Source organism: Labrenzia sp. THAF82 (genome assembly GCF_009363435.1).
Lineage (GTDB): Bacteria > Pseudomonadota > Alphaproteobacteria > Rhizobiales > Stappiaceae > Roseibium > Roseibium porphyridii.
On record NZ_CP045354.1, the window covers coordinates 2,314,264 to 2,338,051 of the forward strand.

The 23,788-nt window shown below is 56.4% G+C and carries 20 protein-coding genes; 18 read left to right on the forward strand and 2 right to left on the reverse strand.

All coding sequences use genetic code 11. From position 1 onward, the window contains the following. Positions 1 to 17 precede the first annotated feature (17 nt). Both FIV00_RS10830 and FIV00_RS10835 read right to left on the reverse strand, forming a co-directional pair. Positions 18 to 1,505, reverse strand: a complete 1,488-nt coding sequence (locus FIV00_RS10830; protein WP_152500756.1) for an NAD(P)/FAD-dependent oxidoreductase — start codon at positions 1,503 to 1,505, stop codon at positions 18 to 20. Positions 1,506 to 1,547: 42 nt separating this feature from the next. Then, the gene (locus tag FIV00_RS10835; RefSeq protein WP_152500757.1) at positions 1,548 to 1,994 is read right to left on the reverse strand and encodes a cupin domain-containing protein; all 447 of its coding nucleotides are present in this window, start codon (positions 1,992 to 1,994) and stop codon (positions 1,548 to 1,550) included. A gap of 112 nt (positions 1,995 to 2,106) precedes the next feature. On the opposite strand from FIV00_RS10835, the gene FIV00_RS10840 reads away from it, so the two are divergent. The 18 genes from FIV00_RS10840 (at position 2,107) to lpxC (ending at position 23,678) form a co-directional block, all read left to right on the forward strand. Beyond that, the gene (locus tag FIV00_RS10840) at positions 2,107 to 3,159 is read left to right on the forward strand and encodes an AraC family transcriptional regulator (RefSeq protein ID WP_209006887.1); all 1,053 of its coding nucleotides are present in this window, start codon (positions 2,107 to 2,109) and stop codon (positions 3,157 to 3,159) included. 541 nt (positions 3,160 to 3,700) lie between these two features. Beyond that, positions 3,701 to 4,168, forward strand: a complete 468-nt coding sequence (locus FIV00_RS10845; RefSeq protein ID WP_152500758.1) for a division/cell wall cluster transcriptional repressor MraZ — start codon at positions 3,701 to 3,703, stop codon at positions 4,166 to 4,168. Further along, complete coding sequence (rsmH, locus tag FIV00_RS10850; RefSeq protein WP_152500759.1) at positions 4,165 to 5,205, forward strand: 16S rRNA (cytosine(1402)-N(4))-methyltransferase RsmH; 1,041 nt, start codon at positions 4,165 to 4,167, stop codon at positions 5,203 to 5,205. Before FIV00_RS10845 ends, rsmH begins: the two co-directional genes overlap by 4 nt. A 2-nt stretch (positions 5,206 to 5,207) precedes the next feature. Continuing rightward, positions 5,208 to 5,561, forward strand: a complete 354-nt coding sequence (locus FIV00_RS10855; protein WP_152500760.1) for a hypothetical protein — start codon at positions 5,208 to 5,210, stop codon at positions 5,559 to 5,561. Between the two features lie 10 nt (positions 5,562 to 5,571). Then, positions 5,572 to 7,284, forward strand: a complete 1,713-nt coding sequence (locus FIV00_RS10860) for a penicillin-binding protein 2 (protein ID WP_152500761.1) — start codon at positions 5,572 to 5,574, stop codon at positions 7,282 to 7,284. An 89-nt stretch (positions 7,285 to 7,373) separates the two neighbouring features. Then, positions 7,374 to 8,843 (forward strand): UDP-N-acetylmuramoyl-L-alanyl-D-glutamate--2,6-diaminopimelate ligase, encoded by a 1,470-nt coding sequence (locus tag FIV00_RS10865; protein ID WP_152500762.1) that lies wholly within the window; start codon positions 7,374 to 7,376, stop codon positions 8,841 to 8,843. Beyond that, positions 8,840 to 10,270, forward strand: coding sequence for a UDP-N-acetylmuramoylalanyl-D-glutamyl-2,6-diaminopimelate--D-alanyl-D-alanine ligase (locus FIV00_RS10870; RefSeq protein ID WP_152500763.1), 1,431 nt, complete (start codon positions 8,840 to 8,842; stop codon positions 10,268 to 10,270). Before FIV00_RS10865 ends, FIV00_RS10870 begins: the two co-directional genes overlap by 4 nt. A gap of 10 nt (positions 10,271 to 10,280) precedes the next feature. Next, entirely contained in the window at positions 10,281 to 11,366 is a 1,086-nt protein-coding gene (mraY, locus tag FIV00_RS10875) for a phospho-N-acetylmuramoyl-pentapeptide-transferase (protein WP_152500764.1), read from the forward strand. A 5-nt stretch (positions 11,367 to 11,371) separates the two neighbouring features. After that, positions 11,372 to 12,772 carry a UDP-N-acetylmuramoyl-L-alanine--D-glutamate ligase gene (gene murD / locus FIV00_RS10880; protein WP_152500765.1) on the forward strand — a complete coding sequence of 467 codons (1,401 nt, stop codon included), beginning with the start codon at positions 11,372 to 11,374 and terminating at the stop codon, positions 12,770 to 12,772. 1 nt (position 12,773) lies between these two features. After that, positions 12,774 to 13,931 (forward strand): FtsW/RodA/SpoVE family cell cycle protein, encoded by a 1,158-nt coding sequence (locus FIV00_RS10885; protein WP_152500766.1) that lies wholly within the window; start codon positions 12,774 to 12,776, stop codon positions 13,929 to 13,931. Positions 13,932 to 13,948: 17 nt separating this feature from the next. Continuing rightward, positions 13,949 to 15,055: an undecaprenyldiphospho-muramoylpentapeptide beta-N-acetylglucosaminyltransferase gene (gene murG, locus FIV00_RS10890; protein WP_152500767.1), complete on the forward strand. Its 1,107-nt coding sequence runs from the start codon at positions 13,949 to 13,951 to the stop codon at positions 15,053 to 15,055. Continuing rightward, positions 15,052 to 16,452 carry a UDP-N-acetylmuramate--L-alanine ligase gene (gene murC, locus FIV00_RS10895; RefSeq protein ID WP_152500768.1) on the forward strand — a complete coding sequence of 467 codons (1,401 nt, stop codon included), beginning with the start codon at positions 15,052 to 15,054 and terminating at the stop codon, positions 16,450 to 16,452. The genes murG and murC overlap by 4 nt, the downstream gene beginning before the upstream one ends. 11 nt (positions 16,453 to 16,463) lie before the next feature. Further along, on the forward strand, positions 16,464 to 17,435 hold the full coding sequence (murB, locus tag FIV00_RS10900; protein ID WP_152500769.1) for a UDP-N-acetylmuramate dehydrogenase: 972 nt from the start codon (positions 16,464 to 16,466) through the stop codon (positions 17,433 to 17,435). Then, on the forward strand, positions 17,436 to 18,362 hold the full coding sequence (locus FIV00_RS10905) for a D-alanine--D-alanine ligase (RefSeq protein WP_152500770.1): 927 nt from the start codon (positions 17,436 to 17,438) through the stop codon (positions 18,360 to 18,362). Between the two features lie 209 nt (positions 18,363 to 18,571). Further along, a complete protein-coding gene (locus tag FIV00_RS10910; RefSeq protein ID WP_152500771.1) occupies positions 18,572 to 19,264 on the forward strand; it encodes a cell division protein FtsQ/DivIB in 693 nt (230 codons plus the stop codon). After that, entirely contained in the window at positions 19,261 to 20,583 is a 1,323-nt protein-coding gene (gene ftsA / locus FIV00_RS10915) for a cell division protein FtsA (protein WP_152500772.1), read from the forward strand. Before FIV00_RS10910 ends, ftsA begins: the two co-directional genes overlap by 4 nt. 115 nt (positions 20,584 to 20,698) lie before the next feature. Then, the gene (gene ftsZ / locus FIV00_RS10920) at positions 20,699 to 22,477 is read left to right on the forward strand and encodes a cell division protein FtsZ (protein ID WP_152504214.1); all 1,779 of its coding nucleotides are present in this window, start codon (positions 20,699 to 20,701) and stop codon (positions 22,475 to 22,477) included. A gap of 256 nt (positions 22,478 to 22,733) precedes the next feature. Continuing rightward, entirely contained in the window at positions 22,734 to 23,678 is a 945-nt protein-coding gene (gene lpxC, locus FIV00_RS10925; RefSeq protein ID WP_152500773.1) for a UDP-3-O-acyl-N-acetylglucosamine deacetylase, read from the forward strand. Positions 23,679 to 23,788 lie beyond the last annotated feature (110 nt).

Genomic DNA, 23,788 nt, shown 5'->3' on the forward strand with positions numbered 1-23,788 from the left:
TCTTTTTTTGACGATTTTCAGCTCGCTGTGTATTGCGGCGTGCTCTTCAAGAATTCTCCATATGCATCCGCGTTCGGGTATAAGAACTGTTCGGCCACCGGATTGGTGCGCTTGCGCCTGGTTGCGCCCATATCGGCCAGCAACTCGTCGAAATGGCGGAAATGGAATGGCGCAGAACACAAACCGCCATAAACCTTGGCAGCAGGCCGTTCGTGTCGTCTCCATTCCAGCATTTCATTAATGTTTTTGCGCATTTCGTCCGCGTCCGGTTGATTGGCAAGCTTGCCGTCGGCATATCGCACTAGCCAATTGGCGATCATTTCAGCGGACAAGATCGTGCAGAAACTGGAATTGAACCCGACAAACCCCATGTCGGGAAGATCGGGATTAACGGCAAGTCTGTAGACCCGATATTGCCCATCCTGCTCAATCAGCTTTTCTTGATACGTTTGCGCCAGGTAGGGGACACCCAGTTTCCAGCCAACAGCGAGAACTGCAAGATCGCAAGGCAACCTGTCGCCGTTCGCAAGAACCACATGGCCTTCCTCATAGCGTTCAAACGTGCTTTTTATCGGCTTTATGGATCCGTCCTCAAAACCTTCGAACAAGCCTGGCGTCACGATCGGCAATGAGCAAGATGCGTCCTTTTCAATTGGGACATCGGGAACCATGTCCCATTTTTTGAGTTTCAGTTGAAGTTTGAGAAGTGTTTCAAGTCCTCGGAAATTGGCCCAAATCAAAGGCGTGAACGCGGCGAATACAGCTTTACGTATGGGTGACCGCCCCCAGCTGTTGAACTGCTGCTCCTGCGCGCGCATGTACAAAAGCCGTTTGAAGTTGATGCCTCCCACAAAGTAGGGAACGCGCCAAACCGGTTCCCGGTAGACCATTGTGACGGATTTCGCACCGTTTCGGGATGCATTGACGACAATGTCCGTGGCTGATTTCGACCCGCCTAGCACGACCACTCTTTTGCCGTCTGCCAGATTGCTGTCGGTGTATTCGGAGCTGTGCATGACGCTGCCCCCGGCAGCTTCGAATTCATCCTGTCCTGGGTGGCGGATAATGTTCTTGTCGGAAAACTGACCGGTACATACAGCAACGAAATCGAATTCTTCAGACCATGTCTTTCCTGCGGCTTCCAAGGTGAGCGTCCAGCCTTTCCCGCCATCGGTGCGCCTTTCCATGGATTGAACGCGGGTATTGAGACGAAATAGTCTGCCAAGCTTATGCTTGTCGGCATAAGCATGCAGGTATGCGTGCACCTGAGGCCCTTTTGGCCATTCCGGGTAGCTTTCCGGCATCGGCATATCTGTGAAACGGTAAAGGTCTTTCGGCGATTGAGTCTGGACATCCGGGTATGACCTTGATGGTTCCCATACCCCGCCAAGATCGTGACTGCGTTCAAACCCGAGAACGCGGTGGCCACGTTCGTCAAAGGCTTTGGCAGCCGCAAGTCCACTCACGCCGCCGCCGATGACAGCGACAGTCTTGCGTTTCGTCATTGAATTAATCCTCTATCTTAACCTATGAGACGGCCCGTTTGATCAGGCCTCATCTGGCGGGGGAAGAAAATCGACCTCGTGCAACGCAGAAAGCCGCACAAGTTCCGCAGGATCGGTAATGCCGTTCAGAGCGCCGAAAAGGTCGAACAACTTTCGGGTCGGTGCGACACCGAAGACGCAGGTTGCCGTCTTTCCGGACCGGTTGAAAATACCGTGAGCTTCGCCCATGGGCATGCGAACCGTGTCTCCGGGGCCGGCCTTGTGAACGCTGCCGCCCATTTCGACTTCCAATTCACCCTCAAGCATGACGATCCACTCGTCCTGTGTGGGATGAATATGAGGGGGCACGAAGGTTTCCGCCGGAATCTCGGCATGCCAGATAAAGGCATTGTTGCTCACCAACTTGGGCGTATAGGTGTGCCCAACAACATTCCAGCTGATGTTGTCCAACCCCTTTTCGGCAGAGGTGACGCCTGCTCCGTTCTGCATGATGCTTGTCTCGCTTGTCGTTGCGTTAATGGGCACAAAAGCTAAGCGCGGCCTGCGTAGAAATTTTATCCGATTTGCGAAAAAACCTGATCTGCTGCTGTGAAATGCCGCATTGCAGAACGCGTTCTTCTTGAACGCCGAAGGCTTCGGCGGCATGCTCTCATGCATGATATCGCAGCTGTCAGGCAAAACTCCGCTGGATCGCTATCGGTGCTTCGAAACGTTGGATGTCGATGAAGCCCGGGACATTGTTGCGCGTCATTTTTGCAATCATCGACTGGAGTTGGCTTCGGCAGACACTCCTTTTGACGCATGCCAGAACAGGGTGGCCGGTCGACACCTGTCCCTGAATTACCTTCGATACGGTGCCGATGTGACCATCGACCCAGGCGAGTTGGCGGATTTCTATCTGATACAGATACCAATTGCCGGTACCGCAGAGGTTACGAATGGTCGTCAGTTTGTCTCGTCCAATACCGGCACTGCGACCCTGCTGAACCCGGATCGCCATACCAAGATGCGGTGGCACGCGGGGTGCGAACAGGTTCTCTTGCAAATCGAACGGACCTTTGTACGACAGGTGGCGGTCCGCATGGCTGGAACCGAGCTTGGCCCTATTCGGTTCAACGCAAAGCTGGATTTAACGCATCCGGATCTTGCCCGATGGGCAAAAAGGCTTCGCGGGCTTTTCAGAGGAGCTGAAGCCGGGGAGGTCTTTGGCAAGAAGAATGATCGTAGCCAGGACCTTATGGAAGAAACGCTGGTAACATCCCTGTTGGACAGCCAGCCAAATACGGTGTCACCAATGCTGAGCAGGACCAGCGGGGGGGCAACACCGGCGATCGTTAAGCGCGCTACTGAAATGATCTGTGACCGTTTTCACGAAGATATCGGTCTTTTGGACATCAGTTCCTATGCCGGAACAACTCCGCGCAATCTCCAGCTGCTTTTCAAACGAGAGTTTGGTCGCAGCCCGATCCAGTATTTGCAGGGCATGCGTCTGGCATATGCGCGCCATCTTCTGATCAGCGGATCCGACGGTCTTTCGATTGCGGAGGTAGCTGATTTGTCGGGGCATCGGCATTTTGGCCGTTTTAGCGTTGCTTACAAACGATGTTTCGGCGAAACGCCAAGGCAGACTAGGGGCTACCAAACACTCGGTTGAGTTTCGTTCATAGGGACGAAAAGACTTTTTCAGGCCTATTGTGCAATGCGCGGGTATTTTTTAGCTGCGGACGTCTAACCCGGATCTATGGATATTTCGAGACCTGGCTGAATTTTTGCCGAAGCCGTCGCACGGTTGCCCGACGTTTTTCATTCTCCACAAGTCTTTGTGCGCTAGGCAATTATTGCCGGAGTTTGCAGCGCCAATTTGGAAAACCTCCGTATTCCTGCGAATCCGATTCTTGGTTTCTGTCAAGGCTTCATTAAGCATGTTCGTCATAACATCGCTCGACGGGGTCGTGTGCGATCAAATCGAGCTGGAATCCATGAGATTCCATTGACCGCCCATGAATTCCCATGGTATCCCATAAGAACCCAGAATGGGGAGTGCGGGCCCATATTTGTCGGGCTCAGGGCATCTGTTTTAACGGCTTATCAGGAGCCGCTTTCGCAAATTGCATGTCCTGGCGGGTATCTGGCCTTCCTTCATTCCAGGGTGACTAGGGGATTTCTGCGGGTGGGGACCCGCTTCGAGGGGATTTATGGCCGGATTTGTTTCTCACTTCACCAACCGGCTGGATGCCAAGGGTCGCGTGTCGATCCCGGCACCTTTCCGTTCGGTGCTTGCGAGAGATGGTTTTGAAGGTCTTTATTGTATCAAATCCTCCCATTGCGACGCGGTCGATGCTGGTGGCAACGAACTGCTGGCGCAGATCGAGGCGACATCCGAGGCTTTTGCCAAACTTTCACCCGATCACGATGCACTTGCCGTTGCTCTTTTCGGAGCCAGCGAAAACCCGAAAATTGACGGAGATGGGCGTATGACCATCTCCGACATGATACGCGATCACACGGGCATTTCCGATCAAGTCACATTCGTAGGCTTGAAATACAAATTTCAGATCTGGGAACCAACCAAGTTTCGTGAGTACAGCGCGGAGGCCCAAAAGCGCGCGCTCGCGATGCTGTCGGGGCAGAGCCCCGTCTCCTCTCAAGGAGGACCGGCATGATGGCGCTTGGCGTAAGAGATGAAAATCTCGCCGCAGGCGGACCTGAGCGTCATGTGCCGGTTCTTCTGGATGAGGTGCTGGAGTGGTTGGATCCGAAGCCTGATGGCGTCGTGATCGATGGCACATTCGGAGCTGGTGGTTACTCCCGCGCAATACTTGAGCGTGGCGCAAAGGTTGTCGGCATCGACCGGGATCCGGATGCGATAGCCGGCGGGCAGGCATTGGTCCAGGAAGCGGAAGGTCGCCTGATGCTTGTTGCCGGACAGTTTGCGGGTCTGGAAGGTCATGCCCGTCAGTCTGGATTTGATGGCGTTGACGGGGTCGTTCTGGATCTTGGCGTTTCGTCCATGCAGCTCGATGAGGCCGAGCGTGGTTTTTCCTTCATGAAAGACGGTCCGCTCGACATGCGTATGGAGCAGTCCGGACCGTCTGCGGCAGACGTGGTCAACGAGGTGCCGGTAAAGGACCTCATTCGCATCATCGGTCTGTTGGGCGAAGAAAAGCGAGCCACGACTGTTGCGCACGCGATTGCCAACGCGCGCAAGGAAAAAGCTTTTTCCCGGACGCTGGAATTGGCGCGCCTTATCGAGAAGGTGCTTGGCCGCTCACCGAAGAAAGCACAGATCCATCCGGCGACACGCACGTTCCAGGCGCTGCGGATCTACGTGAATGGCGAGCTGCACCAGGCGGCTGAAGCGCTGGGTGCCGCTGAGCGCATACTGAAACCCGGCGGGCGTCTTGTGCTGGTGAGCTTTCATTCGCTGGAAGACCGTATCGTGAAGCGGTTCTTCCAGGACAGGACACGAACTCGTGGCGGTGGTTCGCGTCATATGCCGGAGCAGGAAGTGCCACCGGCGACATTTGAGCTTTTGACGCGCAAGGCTGTGGAAGCGGCTGCTGATGAAACAGGCGTCAACCCGCGGGCTCGTTCTGCAAAGCTCAGGGCCGGTCGCCGCACGGATGCGCCGGCGCGGGAACTGGATATCCATGCGGCGGGTGTTCCACGCCTGGCGGAATATCATGGGCTAGGGGGCTGAAGGTGGTTCGTACGCTGAACATATTGTTCATTCTGGCGGTCGTTATAGGCGCGGCGACCGTTTACGACATGAAGCTCGCGGCAACGAAATCGGCGGAGAAAGTTGCCGATCTTCAGCGACAGATCGATGAAGAGCGAAATGCTATCCGGCATTTGAAAGCCGAATGGAGTCTCTTGAACAAGCCGGACCGGCTGCAGGCCCTGGTCGAGCGTTACAACGATTATCTCCAACTGAAGCCGCTTGATGTGAAGCAGATCGTGGCGCCGGAAGACCTTCCTGCGCGTCCGGTTATGCTGGAGCCGATCGGCGGCAACCAGATGGGCGGCTATGCCGGCTCATCGGCAACGATCCGGTGAGGGTGGCATTATGACCTTGGTAAGCGAACCGGAAAGTTTCCTTCAAGTGCGGCGCTCCCAGCCAAGGGCTGCCCGGGGATCAGTGTCTTCAAGCGCGGTCAAATCACGTGTCTATGTCGCCATGCTTGCTTTTGCATGTGTTTATGTCGCCATCGCTGGGCGTCTTGTCATGCTTGCGCAGATGGAGGAAGCGCCGTCGCGTGCCTTTATCTCCGCACAGGATTCCGTTTCGGCATCGCGGCCTGATCTCATTGATCGTAATGGAGAAATCCTCGCGACGGATATCAAGACCGCGTCTCTTTATGCCGAACCGCGCCGCGTCATTGACGTCGATGAGGCCGTCGAGGGCCTGATCCGTGTTCTTCCGGAACTTGATGAGGCCTTGGTGCGCCGTCGCTTGGAAAGCGGCACCGGCTTTGTCTGGCTGAAGCGTGAAATGACGCCGCAACAGGCCAAGAAGATTCACAATCTCGGTCTGCCTGGCGTCGGGTTCCTGTCTGAGAACCAGAGATTTTATCCTGGCGGTCCAACAGCAGGTCACATTGTCGGTTCGGTCAACGTCGACAATCAGGGTCTGGCGGGTATCGAGAAATACATTGATGGCGAGTGGCTTGCCGACCTGCAGTCTCTCGGCTTCACGTCCGACCGCTCGATGGAGCCCGTGCGTTTGTCGGTAGACTTGCGGGTTCAGCACGTGGTGCGCGACGAACTGGTCAAGGCGATGGAGCGCTACAAGGCAATTGCCGCTGCCGGAATTGTCTTGGACGCAAAAACCGGCGAAGTCGTTGCGATGTCTTCCTTGCCGGACTACGACCCGAATGACCGTTCGGAGGCGCTTGAGAAAGACCGTCTGAACAGAGCGACGGGCGGCGTCTTTGAAATGGGCTCCGTTTTCAAAACCTTCACGACTGCGATGGCACTGGATTCTGGTGCCGTTTCAATCAACGATAGTTTTGATGCCACGCGTCCGATTCGGGCCGGAGGTCGGACGATTTCCGATTTCCACGGGAAAAACCGAATTCTGTCTGTCCCGGAAATTTTCATTTATTCCTCCAACATCGGCACAGCCAAGATGATGTTGGCAACCGGTATCTCCAGGCAACGTGAATTTTTCGAGCGCCTTCATCTGACGAAGCGTTTGAAGACTGAGTTGCCGGAAAATGCTGCGCCATTGCTGCCGCCGAAATGGAATGAGCTGGCAGCCATGACGATTTCATTTGGTCACGGTATTTCAGTCACTCCGATGCAGACCGCAGTTGCTGCCGCAGCACTCGTCAATGGAGGCAAGCTCCTGCCTCCAACCTTTGTTCCGCGCAGTCCGGCAGATGTTCAAGCCGTTGAGAAACAAGTTATTTCGCCTGAAGTTAGCCGGATCATGCGGTATCTTTTCCGCTTGAATGTTCTTTCCGGATCAGGGCGCAAGGCAGATGTTCCTGGCTATGTCGTTGGTGGCAAAACGGGAACCGCGGAAAAGATCGAAAATGGCCGATATGTCGACAACAAGCGGCGCAACTCGTTCCTGTCAGCGTTTCCCATGGACGACCCGCGATATGTGGTGCTTGTCGTGATCGACGAGCCTAAGCGCGAACGTGAGGGAACAGGTGTAACTGCTGGTTGGAACGCAGCGCCTATGGTTGGCGCTATCGTGCGCCGTGCCGCACCGATGCTGGGTGTGATGCCGCGCTTCGGCAAAGGGGATGAACCAATCGAGATTTCCTATTAAGGAGACACTTTAACCAACTTCGGGAGCTGGCGGGGTCGCAGCCGGTACCGGTTCTCGAAATGACGACGCACAGATGATGATCGGGTGAGATGGATCTTGAATATCTAGCCGCCGGCCTTGATGTGCCGGGCGAGGCGAAGAACCTGCAGATTTCTGGGTTGACGGCGGACAGTCGAGACGTCGGTCCCGGCTTTCTTTTCGCGGCTCTGAACGGCGCCACAGTCGACGGCACAAAGTTTGCCCCGGATGCGGTCGCTTCCGGGGCTCTTGTCATCTTGTGCGCATTGGATGCGGTCGAGAGGGTCAGAAACAGCTGTTCGCCCGACGCGATTGTCCTCGGTGCGGACGAGCCGCGCCAGGTTCTGGCACGCATGGCGGCTAGGTTCTACGGTGCGCAGCCGGACACGATTGTCGCCGTCACCGGAACTGCAGGTAAAACATCCGTTGCGCAATTCGTCCGGCAAATCTTTCAATCGGCAGGCCATCCGGCCGCAAGCCTCGGAACTCTTGGAACAATCAAGCCTGATGGCGAGAGTTATGGCGGACTGACGACGCCTGACCCGGTGGCTTTGCAGAAGGATCTTGCAGAGCTTCATGTTGAAGGGATTGACCATGCGGCCCTGGAGGCCTCTTCCCATGGACTGGACCAATACAGGCTGGACGGAGTGCGGCTGACAGCGGCTGGCTTCACCAATCTTGGCCGCGATCATATGGACTATCACTCCACTCTTGAGGACTATCTTCAAGCCAAGCTCCGCCTGTTCTCTGAACTCCTGCCAAACGGTGGAACGGTGGTTCTGGATCCGGGTGAAAAGTATGCCGACAGGGTCGCAGATGTTGCTCGTGAACGTGGTCTTGCCCTCTTCACGGTTGGAGAGACCGGCAAGGATCTCACTCTTACCGGCCTGAGGCCGCAAGGCGCGGGGCAGGAGCTGACCCTCCAGACCGTACGCGGTGAATACAGGGTTACGCTGCCTCTGATTGGCCGGTTTCAGGTTTCCAACGCGTTGATCGCGGCGGGATTGGCCATTTCGGCCGGTATCGATACAGGTACGGCGCTTCGGTCTCTTGAGAACCTGAAGGGGGCTCCTGGACGATTGGAACTCGCCGGCAAGACAGGTTCAGGTGGCCTTGTATTTGTCGACTACGCCCACAAGCCGGATGCGCTGGACAATGCTTTGGCGGCGCTGAAGCCATTCGCACGTGGAAAATTGTATGTCGTGATTGGCGCTGGAGGCGATCGGGATCCCGGCAAGCGTGAATTGATGGGGGCTGCGGCTTCCCGACAAGCGGATCTGGTCATTGTCACCGACGATAATCCGCGGTCTGAAGATCCGGCCGAAATCCGCAAGGCCGTTCTTGCGGGTGCACAAGGAGCGATTGAGATTGGGGATCGGGATAAGGCGATCTCCGAAGGTGTGCGCCGCCTCGAAGCCGGCGATATCTTGTGTGTTGCGGGAAAAGGACACGAAACGGGCCAGATTGTTGGCGACACAGTGATTCCCTTTTCCGACCACGAAGCTGTGCAACGCGCCATCAGCAATGAAGGAAACTCATGAGCGAGCCGCTTTGGACTATGGATGCCTTTGCTGAGGCTGCAGCAGGCAGCACCAGAGGTGATGTTGGTGCTGACATCACCGGAATATCCATCGACAGCCGGTCTCTTGAGCCGGGGGATGCTTTCATAGCGATCAAAGGTGATCGCCTGGACGGTCACGACTATGTTGCCGCAGCGCTTGAAGCCGGCGCATCCTTGGCGCTCGTTTCAGAAGACAAGCTTTCAGAATTGCCGGAAAACGGCCGCTATGTGGTCGTCAGTGATACGCTTGAAGCGATGCGCAAGTTGGGTATTGCTGCGCGCGCGCGGTCAAAGGCCAGAATTGTTGCGGTGACGGGGTCTGTTGGCAAGACCGGAACAAAGGAAGCGCTTCGCCTGACGCTGGAACAATCCGGCAAGGTTCATGCCTCGGCAGCATCTTTTAACAATCATTGGGGAGTACCCCTGACGCTTGCACGTATGCCGGCGGATGCCGACTTTGGCGTGTTTGAGATCGGAATGAACCATGCGGGTGAGATTATCCCGCTCGTCAAGATGGTTCGCCCGCATGTTGCGATCATAACCACGGTTCAGCCGGTTCACCTTGAGTATTTCGATTCAGTTGAAAAGATTGCTCAGGCGAAAGCGGAGATCTTCAGTGGTTTGGAGCCGGGTGGCATCGCGATCTTAAACAGGGACAACCAGCAATACGATCTGTTGAAGTTCCTGGCCGTCAATGCCGGCGTATCGGTCGTTCAAACCTTTGGTGAGGCTGCGTCAGCCGACAGCCATATCGAAAATCACGCAAGCTATCCGGCCGGCTCAAGTGTCGATGCAAACATCCTGGGACAGGAAATCACTTACAAGATCGGTGCGCCCGGCAAACACTTCGTCAAAAACAGCCTGGCGGTGCTGACCGCGGTGGTTGATCTTGGTGCGGACCTTGCCAAAGCCGGTCTGGCACTTGATGCCATGCGCGCGCCGAAAGGCCGAGGCGAGGTGAGCCGACTGCCGATGCCGGATGGTGAACTGAACCTTATTGACGAAAGCTATAACGCCAACCCGGCTTCTATGCGTGCTGCGCTTGCCGTGCTGGGCGAGGCGCCGGTCACGCGACCTGGAAGACGTGTGGCAGTGCTGGGTGACATGCTGGAACTTGGCGCGGAAGCCGATCGGCTGCACGGCGAGTTGCACGTGCCGATCAGCGAAGCCGGCATAGATGCGGTCTACTGCGTTGGACCGCACATGCATGCGCTTTGGCAGAATCTGCCGAGGGAAATACGGGCTCACTACAGCGAAAATGCAAAAGATCTGGAAGACCTTCTTTTGGGCGAGGTCAGGTCCGGCGATGTTGTTATGATCAAGGGATCGCTCGGTACCCGAATGGGCCCGCTTGTCGAGGCCCTCAAAAAGGAATATCCGCCCGCGGACGACATCGCGGCGGCATAAGGGATAGCTGATGTTTTATTTCTTGGGGGAATTTGCGGATCAGATATCGGCACTGAATGTGTTCCGGTACATCACGTTCCGCACAGGCGGTGCGATTATGACCGCCCTGTTTTTTGTCTTTCTGTTTGGTCCCAAAATCATCGCCAGCCTGCGTATTCGCCAGGGCCATGGTCAGCCTATCCGGTCCGACGGACCGGAGAGCCATCTCCTGACCAAAAAAGGTACGCCGACGATGGGAGGACTGATGATCCTCTCCGGGGCAATGGTTGCAACCCTTTTGTGGACGGATCTCTCCAACCCCTATGTCTGGGTGGTGATCTTCGTGACGCTTGGTTTCGGCAGTATCGGCTTTTACGACGACTATCTCAAAGTGACGAAGTCATCTCACAAGGGCTTTGGCAGCAAAGCGCGCCTCGGTCTTGAATTTTTGATTGCCGGAATTGCTGCCTATGCGGTTACTGTGCTCGACACCTCGGAGTTTTCCGAGGCGATCACCTTTCCATTCCTGAAAGATTTCACGCTCAATCTCGGGCTGATTTTCATCCCCTTTGCCGCCTTTGTCATGGTCGGTGCAGGCAATGCGGTCAACCTGACGGACGGGCTCGACGGGCTCGCGATCGTGCCGGTGATGATCGCCTGTGCTTCCTTTGGTTTGATCGCTTATCTGTCCGGGAACGCAGTTTTTGCAAACTATCTGCAAATCCATCATGTTTCGGGAACCGGTGAGCTCGCGGTCATTTGTGGCGCTGTCATTGGCGCCGGCCTTGGGTTCTTGTGGTTCAATGCGCCTCCGGCGGCGATTTTCATGGGCGATACGGGATCGCTTGCTCTGGGCGGCATGATTGGAGCTATTGCGGTCGCGACCAAGCACGAGATCGTTCTGGCAATCATTGGCGGTTTGTTCGTGCTTGAGGCCGTTTCCGTGATTGTCCAGGTCATTTCGTTCAAATTGACGGGCAAGCGGGTTTTCCGAATGGCCCCGATCCATCATCATTTTGAGATCATGGGCTGGACGGAAAGCCAGGTTGTGATCCGCTTCTGGATCATTGCCGTTGTGCTTGCTCTGGTCGGCCTTGCCACGCTGAAGCTGAGGTAGGCCACATGATCCCAGTCACCACTTTCGCAAATGAGAAGGTTGCCCTGTTCGGATTGGGCGGATCCGGACTTGCAACTGCGCGTGCTCTTAAGGCGGGCGGCGCGGATGTGGTGTGTTTCGACGACAGTGAAGGCAGGGTTCAACAGGCTGCAGGCGAAGGTTTGCAAACAAGAAACCTGAGGCAGATCGACTGGTCGGATGTCAGCGCGCTGGTGCTTGCGCCAGGGGTCCCGCTGACGCACCCTCTGCCGCACTGGTCAGTTGAACTGGCCAGAGATGCAGGTGTCGAAATCATCGGCGATGTGGAGCTCTTCTGTCGCGAGAAGCGTAGGCTTTGTCCAGAAGCTCCGCTCATTGCCATCACCGGTACAAACGGGAAGTCGACGACAACTGCACTTGTTGCGCATCTCCTGAAAGAGCTCGGCCTGGATGTTCAGGTCGGCGGAAATATCGGCACGCCGGTTCTGGACCTGGAGACACCGCAGCCAGGCCGCCACTATGTTGTGGAGTGTTCTTCCTACCAGATCGATTTGGCACCTTCGCTCGATGCGACTGTCGGCATCCACATGAACCTGTCGCCTGACCACCTCGACAGGCATGGTTCCATGGAGAACTATGCCGCGATCAAGGAACGGTTGGTGGCTGGTTCGAAAGTTGCCATTGTCGGCGTGGATGACCGGCTGTCCTCAACGATTGCTGATCGCCTGGAACTTGCGCGCAAACCGGTTTGTCGGATCGCAGGAGAGCGTGAACTCACCAATGGTATATATGCGCGTCACGGTCGCCTCTTCGAAGCTCACGAAGGAACGCAGAGCGAAGTTGCAACGCTTGGAGGCATCGACAGTCTTCGCGGTGATCACAACGGTCAGAATGCTGCTGCTGCGTTTGCCGCATTGCGCGCGCTTGAACTTCCTGCAGACCTTATCGCTGAAGCTATGAAGACATTTCCGGGCCTTCACCATCGCATGGAAGTCGTTTCAAGACAGGGACGGGTGCTCTTCATCAACGATTCCAAGGCAACAAATGCAGACGCGGCGGCGCGGGCGCTGGCCAGCTTTGACCGGATATACTGGATTGCAGGTGGGCGTGCCAAAGAAGGCGGTATTTCTTCTTTGGACGAGTATTTCCCGAAGATAGCGAAAACTTTCCTAATCGGTGAAGCGGCGGACGCCTTTGCCAAGACACTGGATGGTCGCGTTCCCTACAAGGTCAGCGGAACGATGCCTCAAGCGGTCAAGGATGCCGTTGCCGAAGCGGCTGAAGACGACGCAGCCGAGATAGCGATTTTGCTGTCTCCAGCCTGTGCGAGCTTCGACCAATTTCCGAATTTTGAACTGCGGGGCGCTGCTTTTGTAGATGCGGTGCGTGCCTTGCCTGGTGCTGGTAACACTCAGGAGGTGGCTTAGTATGGTCTCGCGCGCAGATCGCAGCAAATTTGCCGAATGGCTCTGGACGGTGGATCACTATCTGCTTGCTGCTTTCGGGCTGCTGCTTTTGGCAGGAGTGGTCTTTGCCTTTGCGGCAAGCCCGCCCGTGGCGGAACGAATTGGCGTTGACTCTCTTTACTTCGTTAAACGCCAGGCGATGTTTGTTGTTCCTGCGCTCGTTATCATGTTGGCCGCGTCCTTGATGACACCCAGAATGGTCCGCAGGGCAGCGCTTGTCGTGTTCACGGTTTCGGTTTTTCTACTGATCGCCACGCTATTCATGGGATTTGAAACCAAGGGCGCGCGCCGGTGGATTTATATTGCCGGAGTTTCTTTGCAGGCATCGGAATTTCTGAAACCGGCTTTTGTGATCCTGGTGGCGTTTCTGCTCTCTGAAAGCGGACGGAGACGCGAGATCCCGGGCATCTTGTTTGCTTTTGTCCTGTTTGCCATTTGCGCGGCGCTGTTGATCGCACAGCCCGATTTCGGTCAGACCATGCTGCTTGGTCTCGTTTGGGCAGGCCTGTTTTTTCTCAATGGCATTTCGTGGGTGATCATCATAGCGCTGGGGCTGATCGGCGTTGTGGGTCTCTTTGCGGCCTACGTTTTTCTGCCGCACGTTACCAATCGCGTTGATCGTTTTCTTGATCCGAGTTCCGGTGACACCTTCCAGGTGGACACGGCAATGGAGTCCTTCCTGTCCGGAGGCTGGTTCGGTCAGGGTCCGGGTGAAGGGACTGTCAAACGGGTTCTGCCGGACAGCCATGCGGATTTTATCTTCGCCGTTGTCGGCGAGGAATTTGGTGTTGTTGTTTGCCTGCTGCTGGTTGGTGTCTTTGCCTTTATCGTCATCCGGGGGCTCAGCCATGCGGGTCGCGACCAGGATGCGTTCAGCCGTCTCGCCACGGCTGGTCTGTTGGTTTTGTTCGGGTTACAGGCAACCATCAATCTCGCCGTCAATCTTCACCTGATCCCATCCAAGGGCATGACCTTGCCATTCATTTCCTATGGTGGATCGTCGCTGCTGTCGTCTGCCATGACTGCAGGTGCCATTTTGGCGCTAACCCGGCGGCGTCCGCGGCCCTCGCGCAGCGAAGCTGTGACGGTTAGCCGACTTTCGCCTTCTTCGTTGATGTAGTTTCAGACCGGTATTCCATGGGTAAAATAGTTTTATTGACGGCAGGTGGCACAGGTGGCCATCTATTTCCCGCGCAGGCGCTGGCAAGTGAATTGCTCCGGCGTGGTTGGACCGTGGAACTGGCAACCGATGAACGTGCAGACAAATACGGGTCTGCTTTTCCCGCCAGAAAAGTGCACATCATCGCATCTGAAACCATCCGAGGCCGCAATCCGATTTCACTCGCGAAGACTGCTTTCAGTCTCCTGAAGGGCACGTTGCAGGCACGCTCCGTGATCAGGACCTTGAAGCCTGACGTTGTCGCGGGTTTTGGAGGTTATCCAACCTTTCCGCCCATGTTTGCAGCCCGTATGACCGGAACGCCATCCATTCTTCATGAAGCCAATGCGGTCATGGGCCGTGCCAACAAACTCCTGGCGAAAGGTGTGACTGCGATCGCCACAAATGTTCCGATCGAGGACTTGCCCGATGCGTCTTCGAATAAACAGGTCGAAACAGGGAACCCAGTGCGCGATGCCGTTCTGGAGGCTGCCGATCTACCTTATGACGCGCCGCGCTCGGATGGTGAATTCAAACTGCTTGTCTTCGGTGGTTCCCAGGGAGCAAGGTTCTTTTCAGATCTGGTTCCACCGAGTGTCGAACACTTGCCAGCTGAAACAAGATCCCGTTTGCGCATTGTGCAGCAATGCCGCCCAGAAGACATGGATCGCGTGCAAAAGGCTTATCAAGATCTTGGTGTTGCCGCTGAGTGCGCTTCTTTTTTCCAGGACATGCCACAGCGCATCTCCCAAGCGCATATTGTTGTGTGCCGTTCCGGCGCTTCGTCGGTGAGTGAACTTAGCGTTCTTGGCCGTCCATCCATCCTGGTTCCGCTTCCAGGGGCAATTGACCAGGACCAGGCGGCCAACGCCAAGGTTCTTGAAAAGGCCGGCGGCGCCTGGCCGATCCGCGAGGTGGACCTTCATCCGGAGCGCCTAGCAAAAGAAATTCAACGCTTCATGGATGCACCCGACATGCTGTCGAAAGCTGCTGAAAGAGCGCGCAGCGTCGCCAAACCGGATGCAGTGAAGCGATTGGCCGATTTGGTCGAGACCATTGCGCTTAAAAAAGGAGAACGGCCATGAAAATGCCGCAGGACATCGGACCGATCCATTTTGTCGGCATCGGCGGTATCGGCATGAGCGGTATTGCCGAAGTGTTGAAAACGCTTGGCTATCAGGTGCAGGGCTCCGACATGGCCGAGAACGCCAATGTTCAGAGGCTGCGCGCGAACGGCATTCCAGTCGCTGTCGGGCATGAGGCGGATAATCTCGGGGAAGCTGAAGTTCTTGTCGTCTCTTCGGCGATCAAGAAGGACAATCCGGAACTGGTCGCAGCTCGTGAGAAGCTTATTCCTGTCGTGCGTCGCGCTGAAATGCTGGCAGAACTGATGCGCTTCAAGCAGGCGATTGCGGTCGGTGGAACCCATGGCAAGACAACCACCACGTCCATGGTAGCGGCCTTGCTGGACGCGGGCCGGTTGGATCCGACAGTGATCAATGGCGGGATCATCAATGCCTATGGCACCAATGCCCGGATGGGAGCTGGTGACTGGATGGTTGTAGAGGCCGATGAAAGCGACGGTACGTTTGTAAAGCTTCCGGCAGATGTTGCCATCGTCACAAACATCGACCCAGAGCATCTCGATCACTATGGCGATTTCGCTGGGGTGCGCGCGGCGTTCCGGCAATTCATCGAGAATGTGCCGTTCTATGGGTTCGCCGTGATGTGTCTCGATCATCCGGAAGTCCAGACCATGATCGGAACCATTGAAGACCGCCGCGTGGTTACCTATGGCACCAATCCGCAGGCGGATGTCCGATACACCGATGTGTCCATGGATGGCGGCAAGTCGATCTTTTCAGTCACCATCAGGGATCGGCGCACGGATCAGGAGATCCAACTGAAGGATCTCGTTCTGCCAATGCCGGGACTGCACAATGTATCCAATGCTACGGCTGCGATTGCTGTGGCAGCGCAACTCGGTGTCGGTCCGGAAGATTTGGAAAAGGGAATATCCTCTTTCGGCGGCGTGAAGCGACGGTTCACCCACACGGGGACCGTGGATGGGGTCCAGATTTTTGACGACTACGGTCATCATCCCGTGGAAATCAAGGCGGTCCTTCATGCGGCCCGTCAATCCACAGCGGGCAAAGTTATCGCCGTTATGCAGCCGCATCGATATACGCGGCTGCAAAGCCTGTTCGACGATTTTTCCAACTGCTTCAACGATGCCGACAGTGTGATAATCGCACCGGTGTTTGCCGCGGGTGAGCAGCCGATTGAAGGCGCTCTGCATACCGACCTTGTGTCCGGCATGAAAACGCGCGGGCATCGACAGGTTCAGGCCATCGATGGTCCCGAAGAGATCCCTGGTCTCGTCAAGGAACTGGCGGAACCTGGCGACTTCGTCGTCTGCCTTGGCGCCGGAAACATCACACAATGGGCCTATGCCTTGCCCAAGCAGCTTGAAAAATTGTGAGGGAGGCAGGAATGTCGTTTCCCGATCTGCTTCAGCTCTATCCGGAACTTGAAGACGGTGTTCGCGGCAGACTGACGACCAATCAGCCGCTCTCTGCAGTGACCTGGTTCCGGACGGGGGGGCCGGCGCAGCTGATGTTCCAACCTGCAGATGAAGACGATCTTTCAGCTTTCTTGGCGAAGCTGCCGCGCGACATTCCTGTGCTGCCCGTTGGTCTTGGTTCAAACCTTCTGATCCGCGACGGCGGCCTTGAAGGGGTGGTTGTAAGACTGAGTGCCAAGGGGTTCGGTTCCATTGAAAAGATGGAGGGAAATCGCCTGAGTGCTGGTGCTGCTGTTCCCGACAAACGCCTGGCGGAAGCGGCAGCAACAGCCGGGTTGGGCGGATTTGCATTTTACACCGGCATTCCTGGCGGGCTCGGCGGCGCGCTTCGGATGAATGCAGGTGCCCATGGCACTGAAACCCGCGAACGAATGGTGGAACTGACTGCAATCGACCGAGACGGAAAGAAGGTGGTGTTAAGCAATTCGGAGATGGGGTACGCCTATCGCCATTCGGCAGCTTCCCGAGACCTGATTTTTACCTCCGCAGTCTTCGAGGGCATTCCACAGAACGAAAGCGCCATTCGCGGGGAAATGTCTGAAGTTGTCGCCCATCGGGAAAAAGCCCAGCCAATTCGTGAGAAGACGGGTGGATCCACTTTCAAGAACCCGCCGGGTACTTCGGCCTGGAAGGAAGTTGATGCCGCCGGCTGCCGGGGCCTGACGATTGGTGGTGCGCAAATGTCAGAAATGCACTGCAATTTCATGATCAATACCGGCACGGCCACCGGATATGACCTGGAACTCCTGGGCGAAACGGTGCGGGCGAAGGTGCTGGCACACAGCGCCATAAAGCTGGAATGGGAAATCAAACGTCTCGGTCAGTTTGGCACGCAAGGTGCCATCAAGCCGTTCCTTGGACAAGAAGGGGAGGCCGCGTAGATGGCTAAGAAACACGTCGCCGTATTGATGGGTGGATGGGTCAATGAACGACCGGTCTCTCTTTCCAGCGGAAAAGACTGCGCGGATGCCCTGGAAGAGGCGGGTTACAAAGTCACCCGGGTCGATGTTGATCGGAACGTCTCTGCTGTTTTGAAGAAATTGCAGCCTGATGTGGCCTTCAATGCGCTTCACGGACCGTTCGGCGAGGATGGTTGCATTCAGGGAATTTTAGAATTTCTTAACATCCCCTACACCCATTCCGGTGTGATGGCTTCCAGCCTTGCGATGAACAAAGTGAAGGCCAAAGCGGTGATGGGAGCCGCCGGAATTCCGATAACCGAACACATTGTCGTGAACCGGCACAAGATCCAGCGCGAGCATCCGATGGAGCCGCCATACGTCCTCAAGCCGATCAATGAGGGCTCCAGCTTCGGAGTCCTGATTGTCAAGCAAGATCAAGAGTTTCCGCCCCAGGAGCTTAGCCGGACCGACTGGCCTTACCCCGATGTTCTGATGTGCGAGCGGTTCATTGAAGGGCGGGAACTTACCTGCGCGGTGAGGGATGATACCCCCCTTGGCGTCATTGATATCATTCCGATGGGGCACGGCTTCTACGATTACGATGCAAAATATGTAGAAGGCGGTTCAAAACACATTCTTCCTGCAAAAATTTCACCGATTGTTTACCAAACCATAGAGACACTAGCGGTTAAGGCGCATCAGGCTTTGGGATGCCGAGGTGTTTCCAGGGCCGATTTCCGATTCGACGAACGCGAAGACGGAAGCGGAGAACTGATCTGCCTTGAAGTGAACACGCAACCAGGCATGACGCCCACATCTCTTGTTCCGGAAATGGCGGCACACAAGGGAATGAGTTTCAAAGACCTGGTCAGTTGGATGGTTGAGGACGCGAGTTGCTGTCGCTAGGGCGAAAAAATAACCGGGACCTGTTGACCCCGCTGGAAGCCGAATTGGCTCCGCGCGGGCGCGGTGTTTCGCGTTTGCATCGCCAACCGGTGTGGCGGTCCGCGGGACTTCTCGCCGATATTCCTCGCTGGACAGGATCTGCGGCTGCCCTGGGTTTCTTAACCTTAACAATTGGTTATGGAATAGTCATAGGAGGGCACGGACGCATCGTGTCCGATGCGCTGCTCTCTGCGGCCGGCTTCGGGATCGAAGCGGTCAAGCTGTCAGGGCAGCGTGAAATCAACGAATTTCAGATCCTCGAAGCGCTCGAAATTCATGAGGGTACATCACTAGCACTCTTCGATGCCGCGGGTGCCCGCGAGCGTTTGAACGACATGGCCTGGGTGAAGAACGCCTCGGTGATGAAATTTTATCCGAGCACACTTCAGATCAAGATCGAAGAGAGGGTGCCGTACGCTCTGTGGCAACGCGGAGATCTGGTGTCGATCGTAAACGAATCAGGCGACGTCATTACTGACGATGTCGACGGTCGTTATGCAAACCTGTTGCTGGTCGTTAATCACGGTGCGCAACGCAGGGCTGTCGAAATTAACAAGGCCCTTGAGAATGTGCCGGAGCTGCGGCCACGTGTGCGGGCTGCATTTCTGATCAGTGATCGTCGTTGGGATCTTCAACTTGAAAACGGTATCTCAATCCGGCTCCCGGAGCAGAATATTGATGCGGCTCTGGCAGACCTTGTGAAGATGGATGATGAAAACGGATTGCTGTCGCGAGACATCGTGGCCATCGACATGCGCCTTGGCGACAGGGTCACCGTTCGTTTGTCGGATGAGGCTGCCGAAGAGCGCAACATCATGACCGGTGGCGAAGGCGGGTCGAAGAAGAAGGAGCGGGACACATGAGCCGTTCCTCATCAAACCTTTATCTTCCGAAAATGCGGCCCCTGCCCAGCAGGCGCGCTGTTGTCATGTCCGTTCTCGACGTTGGTTCGACCAAGGTTTGCTGCCTGATTGCCAAACTGATCCCGCAGGAAGACAAAGCCATCCTCTCCAGCCGGTCCCACAAGGTGGAAGTGCTGGGATATGGCTATCAGCGTTCGCGCGGCATCAAATCGGGTGTCGTCGTCGATATGGATGCTGCCGAACAGGCAATCCGTCTTGCGGTCGACAGCGCAGAGCGCATGGCCGGTGTCACCGTTGAATCTCTGATCGCGAATATCAGTTGCGGCCGGTTGCAGAGCGAGATCTACAGCGCTGGTGTGCCGCTGGCCGGCGACAGTGTTTCCGAGGCCGACATTCAGCGCGTGCTTTCTGCAGGTTCAAGCCATTCAGTGACGGACGGCCGTGCGGTCACCCACGCTTTGCCAATTTCCTATTCGTTGGATGGCAGCCGTGGAATTCGCGATCCGCGCGGTATGATGGGCCACAAACTTGGCGTGGACATGCAGGTGGTCACGGCAGAAGTGCCGCCTGTCCGCAATCTCGAGCTATGCATCAATCGTGGCCACCTTCATGTGGAAACCATGGTTGCCACGCCGTTTGCCAGCGGCTTGTCCACGATTGTCGACGATGAGGCCGAACTTGGTGTTGCCTGCATCGACATGGGCGGCGGCACTACAACGCTGTCGGTTTTTGTCGACGGTCACATGGTGCATCTGGATGCGATTGCTGTTGGTGGCAACCATGTGACAACAGACATTGCTCGCGCATTTGCAACGCGTCTTCAGGATGCGGAGCGCTTGAAAACACTTTACGGCTCGCCGCTGGCGTCTAGCTCCGACGATCGTGACTTGCTCACCGTCCCGCCGCTGGAAAGCGACAGCGACCTGCCAAACCAGATTCCGCGTTCGGCCTTGACCAGGGTCATTCGTCCGCGCGTGGAAGAAATCCTTGAACTCGTGAGGGATCGGCTTACGGCCTCCGGTTTTGCCGGAAGGGTGGGCAAGCAGATCGTTCTGACAGGGGGCGCAAGTCAGCTCACGGGTCTTGGAGAAGTTGCGCGTCACATCCTGGGGCGCAACGTCCGTCTTGGCCGGCCATTAGGCGTCGCCGGTCTTCCCGAGGCTGCCAAAGGTCCGGCATTTGCTGCCGCGGTAGGCCTCTTGATTTATCCGCAAGTCGCCCAGATCGAACAGTTCGAGCACAAGAGCCGTCGATCCGGGTGGGGCGGGCAATCTGGTTATCTGGCCCGTGTCGGTCAGTGGATCAGGGAAAGCTTCTGACGACATGAGCCAAGAAGACGAGAACCAGGAAACGGAGCTGCCGAGCATGGCAGAGGAAATTAGGGAAGAAGAGGCTTCTCCCGTAGCGGGGGCGCCAGTGGGTCGCGAGGATAATATGACCATCAACCTGAAGATGCCCGACATTCAGGAGCTGAAGCCGCGAATTACGGTCTTCGGCGTCGGCGGCGCGGGCGGAAACGCCGTCAATAACATGATCACTGCAGGTCTCCAGGGGTGCGACTTTGTTTGCGCCAACACGGATGCCCAGGCGCTGGCCATGAACCAGTCCGACCGCCTCGTCCAGATGGGCGTGGCTGTTACGGAAGGTCTTGGTGCAGGCTCTCAGCCGGAAGTCGGCTCAGCAGCAGCCGAGGAAGTGATCGACGAAATCAACGATCATCTGTCTGGATCGCACATGGTGTTCATCACCGCCGGTATGGGCGGCGGCACCGGTACCGGCGCTGCGCCCGTTATTGCCCGCGCAGCGCGCGAGCAGGGCATCCTGACGGTCGGTGTTGTTACCAAGCCGTTCCAGTTCGAAGGCGCCCGACGCATGCGCATTGCCGACAGCGGCATTGATGAGCTGCAGCGCAATGTCGACACGCTGATCGTCATTCCAAACCAGAACCTGTTCCGGATCGCCAACGCACAGACGACCTTCGCGGACGCCTTTGCCATGGCCGACCAGGTCCTTTATTCCGGTGTTGCCTGCATCACCGATCTGATGGTGAAGGAAGGCTTGATCAACCTAGATTTTGCTGACGTCCGGTCCGTGATGCGCGGAATGGGCAAGGCGATGATGGGTACAGGCGAAGCCAGCGGCGAGAAGCGTGCACAACAGGCTGCCGAGGCTGCGATTGCGAACCCGCTTCTGGATGAATCATCCATGAAGGGTGCCAAGGGTCTGCTTATCTCGATCACGGGTGGCAATGACCTGACCCTGTTCGAGGTGGACGAAGCTGCAACCCGCATTCGCGAAGAAGTCGACTCGGACGCAAACATCATCCTCGGAGCGACATTCGATGAGACGCTGGATGGCATCATCCGCGTGTCTGTGGTTGCTACCGGGATTGATCGGGAGGAAGGCGCAGCCGCGGCTCCGTTTCCCGCATCAACAACACAGGCTTTGAAGTCGGAAGCGCCTGCCCGGATTGCTGAAATCGCAACATCCAAGCCTGCTGCGGCTCCGGCTGCTGCCAAGCAAATCACTGAAGATGCCGCTGCAAAAGCGGTCGCAAATCTTGAAAAGGAACTTGCGATCCCTGAGCCGACACCGGTTTCCGTTGCCAGCGACCCGGCTGTCGAGATCAAGAAAGTGCAGCCGGTCGCTTCGGGTCTGGCACACAAGTCACCGATGATGGACATCGAAGACGAAACGCCAGCGCGCGTTGTTGAAGATGCTCCGGTCAGCAAGCCTTACATTCCGCCTGCAGCGGAAGAACACAGCCCTGCACCGCGCATGCCGCGCGTTGAAGATTTCCCGCCGATCGCTCAGCGTGAAATCCGGGCACAGAATACCGAAGCACCGGCACAGCAAACTGCGGCTCCGCAGCCTGCACCGGCCCAACCTGCCGCCCCTGCTGCTCAGTTCGATGACAGCGGAGAGGAAGACAGACGGCCAATGGGGCTGCTGCGCCGCCTTGCCAGCGGTCTTGGCCGCCGGGAAGATGAGGAAGACCAGGAACAGGAACTGAGCGCACCTCAGGCCACACGCCCGGCTCCGCAGATGCAGCCTGCTCCTCAGCCAGCTCCACGTGCGCCGCAGCAAAGGCCTGCAGCACAAGGGGCCGCAGGTCAGCTTGACGGCACCGGACGCGCTGCACCCAAGCCGGTTGCCGCCTCAGAAGACGAGCAGTTGGAAATTCCGGCGTTCCTGCGCCGTCAAGCCAACTGATTCGAAACGCGATCTCCTTCCCTGATCGCAACAGCCCGGAGCTCACGCTTCGGGCTGTTTCCGTAACGGAATTGATTTTCGCTTTTAGATCAGTGATTTGCAGGTCTGTGGATCGTTACAAAACGTAATAAAGCTTTATTTCGTTCATAGCTGGTTCGCGACTATCTTGCCCCCAACTCGTGATCGTTAAAAGTTCGTAGACCCGAAAGGGTGATTTTGCGGCTGTCCAGATCACACACTGAAAGGGTAGGGGCTTATGACCGCTTTTGTAGACCGACAGACGACACTTGCAGAACAAGTGACGTTGACCGGTATCGGTGTTCATTCTGGCAAGCCCGCCTCGATCACGTTGATACCGGCCGAAGCCGGCGTCGGAATTGTTTTCACCCGTACAGATCAAGATGACAGCGTTGAGGTTCCAGCTCTCTGGGACAAGGTCTCCGCAACTGCCCTATGCACCGTTCTCGGCGATCCCTCCAAAGACGGGATCTCCACGGTTGAGCACATCATGGCCGCGCTTTTCGGCATGGGCGTCGACAATTTGATTGTTGAAATCGACGGCCCGGAGATGCCGATCATGGATGGCAGCAGTGCTGTCTTCGTGGAAGCCATCGAACAGGTGGGCGTCAAGCGGCTGGATCGCGGTCGCCGTTACCTGAAGGTCAAGAAGGCCGTTCGGGTCGACACCGGCAGTGCCTGGTGTGAATTGCATCCCTATGAAGGCACGAAGTTCGACATTACCATCGACTTCGACACGCCTTTGATCGGGCGCCAGGAATTTTGTTCCGATATGACCCCGGATGTATTCCGTGACGAGCTGTCCCGGGCCCGTACTTTCGGCAATGTCAAAGACGTCGAGCAGCTCTGGAAAATGGGTTTTGCGCTTGGCTCTTCACTGGAAAACTCCGTTGCAATCGCCGAAGACAAGGTTCTGAACCCGGAAGGTACACGCTGGCCCGACGAGTTCGCCCGTCACAAGGCGCTGGATGCGGTTGGTGACCTTGCTCTTGCGGGCTTGCCGATTCTCGGTCTCTACCGCTCCTATAAGGGCGGCCACAAGATGAACCACGCCATTCTGGTCAAGTTGTTCGAGGATCCGGGCTCTTTCGAAATTGTGGAGTCACCGGCCTTCAGGCAGGTGGGTCAGGTTGACAATGGCGGATTGGCCGCAGCAGTTGCTTTCGGCCCGGACGTATCCTGACAGGAATGATATCAAGTTACGGGCCGCTTCATCGAAGCGGTCCTTTTTATTTGGCGGAAAAACTGATCAAATAAGGCACCTTGCCATAAAAAAGCTCAAAAAAACCGTCA

What these genes read in the sequence shown, in the direction of transcription:
- FIV00_RS10865 (WP_152500762.1), top strand. Translation starts at nt 7,374, where the DNA reads ATGGATCTTGAATATCTAGCCGCCGGCCTTGATGTGCCGGGCGAGGCG.
- FIV00_RS10885 (WP_152500766.1), top strand. Translation starts at nt 12,774, where the DNA reads ATGGTCTCGCGCGCAGATCGCAGCAAATTTGCCGAATGGCTCTGGACG.
- FIV00_RS10860 (WP_152500761.1), top strand. Translation starts at nt 5,572, where the DNA reads ATGACCTTGGTAAGCGAACCGGAAAGTTTCCTTCAAGTGCGGCGCTCC.
- murB (WP_152500769.1), top strand. Translation starts at nt 16,464, where the DNA reads ATGTCGTTTCCCGATCTGCTTCAGCTCTATCCGGAACTTGAAGACGGT.
- ftsZ (WP_152504214.1), top strand. Translation starts at nt 20,699, where the DNA reads ATGACCATCAACCTGAAGATGCCCGACATTCAGGAGCTGAAGCCGCGA.
- mraY (WP_152500764.1), top strand. Translation starts at nt 10,281, where the DNA reads ATGTTTTATTTCTTGGGGGAATTTGCGGATCAGATATCGGCACTGAAT.
- FIV00_RS10830 (WP_152500756.1), bottom strand. Translation starts at nt 1,505, where the DNA reads ATGACGAAACGCAAGACTGTCGCTGTCATCGGCGGCGGCGTGAGTGGA.
- ftsA (WP_152500772.1), top strand. Translation starts at nt 19,261, where the DNA reads ATGAGCCGTTCCTCATCAAACCTTTATCTTCCGAAAATGCGGCCCCTG.
- FIV00_RS10870 (WP_152500763.1), top strand. Translation starts at nt 8,840, where the DNA reads ATGAGCGAGCCGCTTTGGACTATGGATGCCTTTGCTGAGGCTGCAGCA.
- murG (WP_152500767.1), top strand. Translation starts at nt 13,949, where the DNA reads ATGGGTAAAATAGTTTTATTGACGGCAGGTGGCACAGGTGGCCATCTA.
- murD (WP_152500765.1), top strand. Translation starts at nt 11,372, where the DNA reads ATGATCCCAGTCACCACTTTCGCAAATGAGAAGGTTGCCCTGTTCGGA.
- lpxC (WP_152500773.1), top strand. Translation starts at nt 22,734, where the DNA reads ATGACCGCTTTTGTAGACCGACAGACGACACTTGCAGAACAAGTGACG.
- FIV00_RS10845 (WP_152500758.1), top strand. Translation starts at nt 3,701, where the DNA reads ATGGCCGGATTTGTTTCTCACTTCACCAACCGGCTGGATGCCAAGGGT.
- FIV00_RS10905 (WP_152500770.1), top strand. Translation starts at nt 17,436, where the DNA reads ATGGCTAAGAAACACGTCGCCGTATTGATGGGTGGATGGGTCAATGAA.
- rsmH (WP_152500759.1), top strand. Translation starts at nt 4,165, where the DNA reads ATGATGGCGCTTGGCGTAAGAGATGAAAATCTCGCCGCAGGCGGACCT.
- FIV00_RS10835 (WP_152500757.1), bottom strand. Translation starts at nt 1,994, where the DNA reads ATGCAGAACGGAGCAGGCGTCACCTCTGCCGAAAAGGGGTTGGACAAC.
- murC (WP_152500768.1), top strand. Translation starts at nt 15,052, where the DNA reads ATGAAAATGCCGCAGGACATCGGACCGATCCATTTTGTCGGCATCGGC.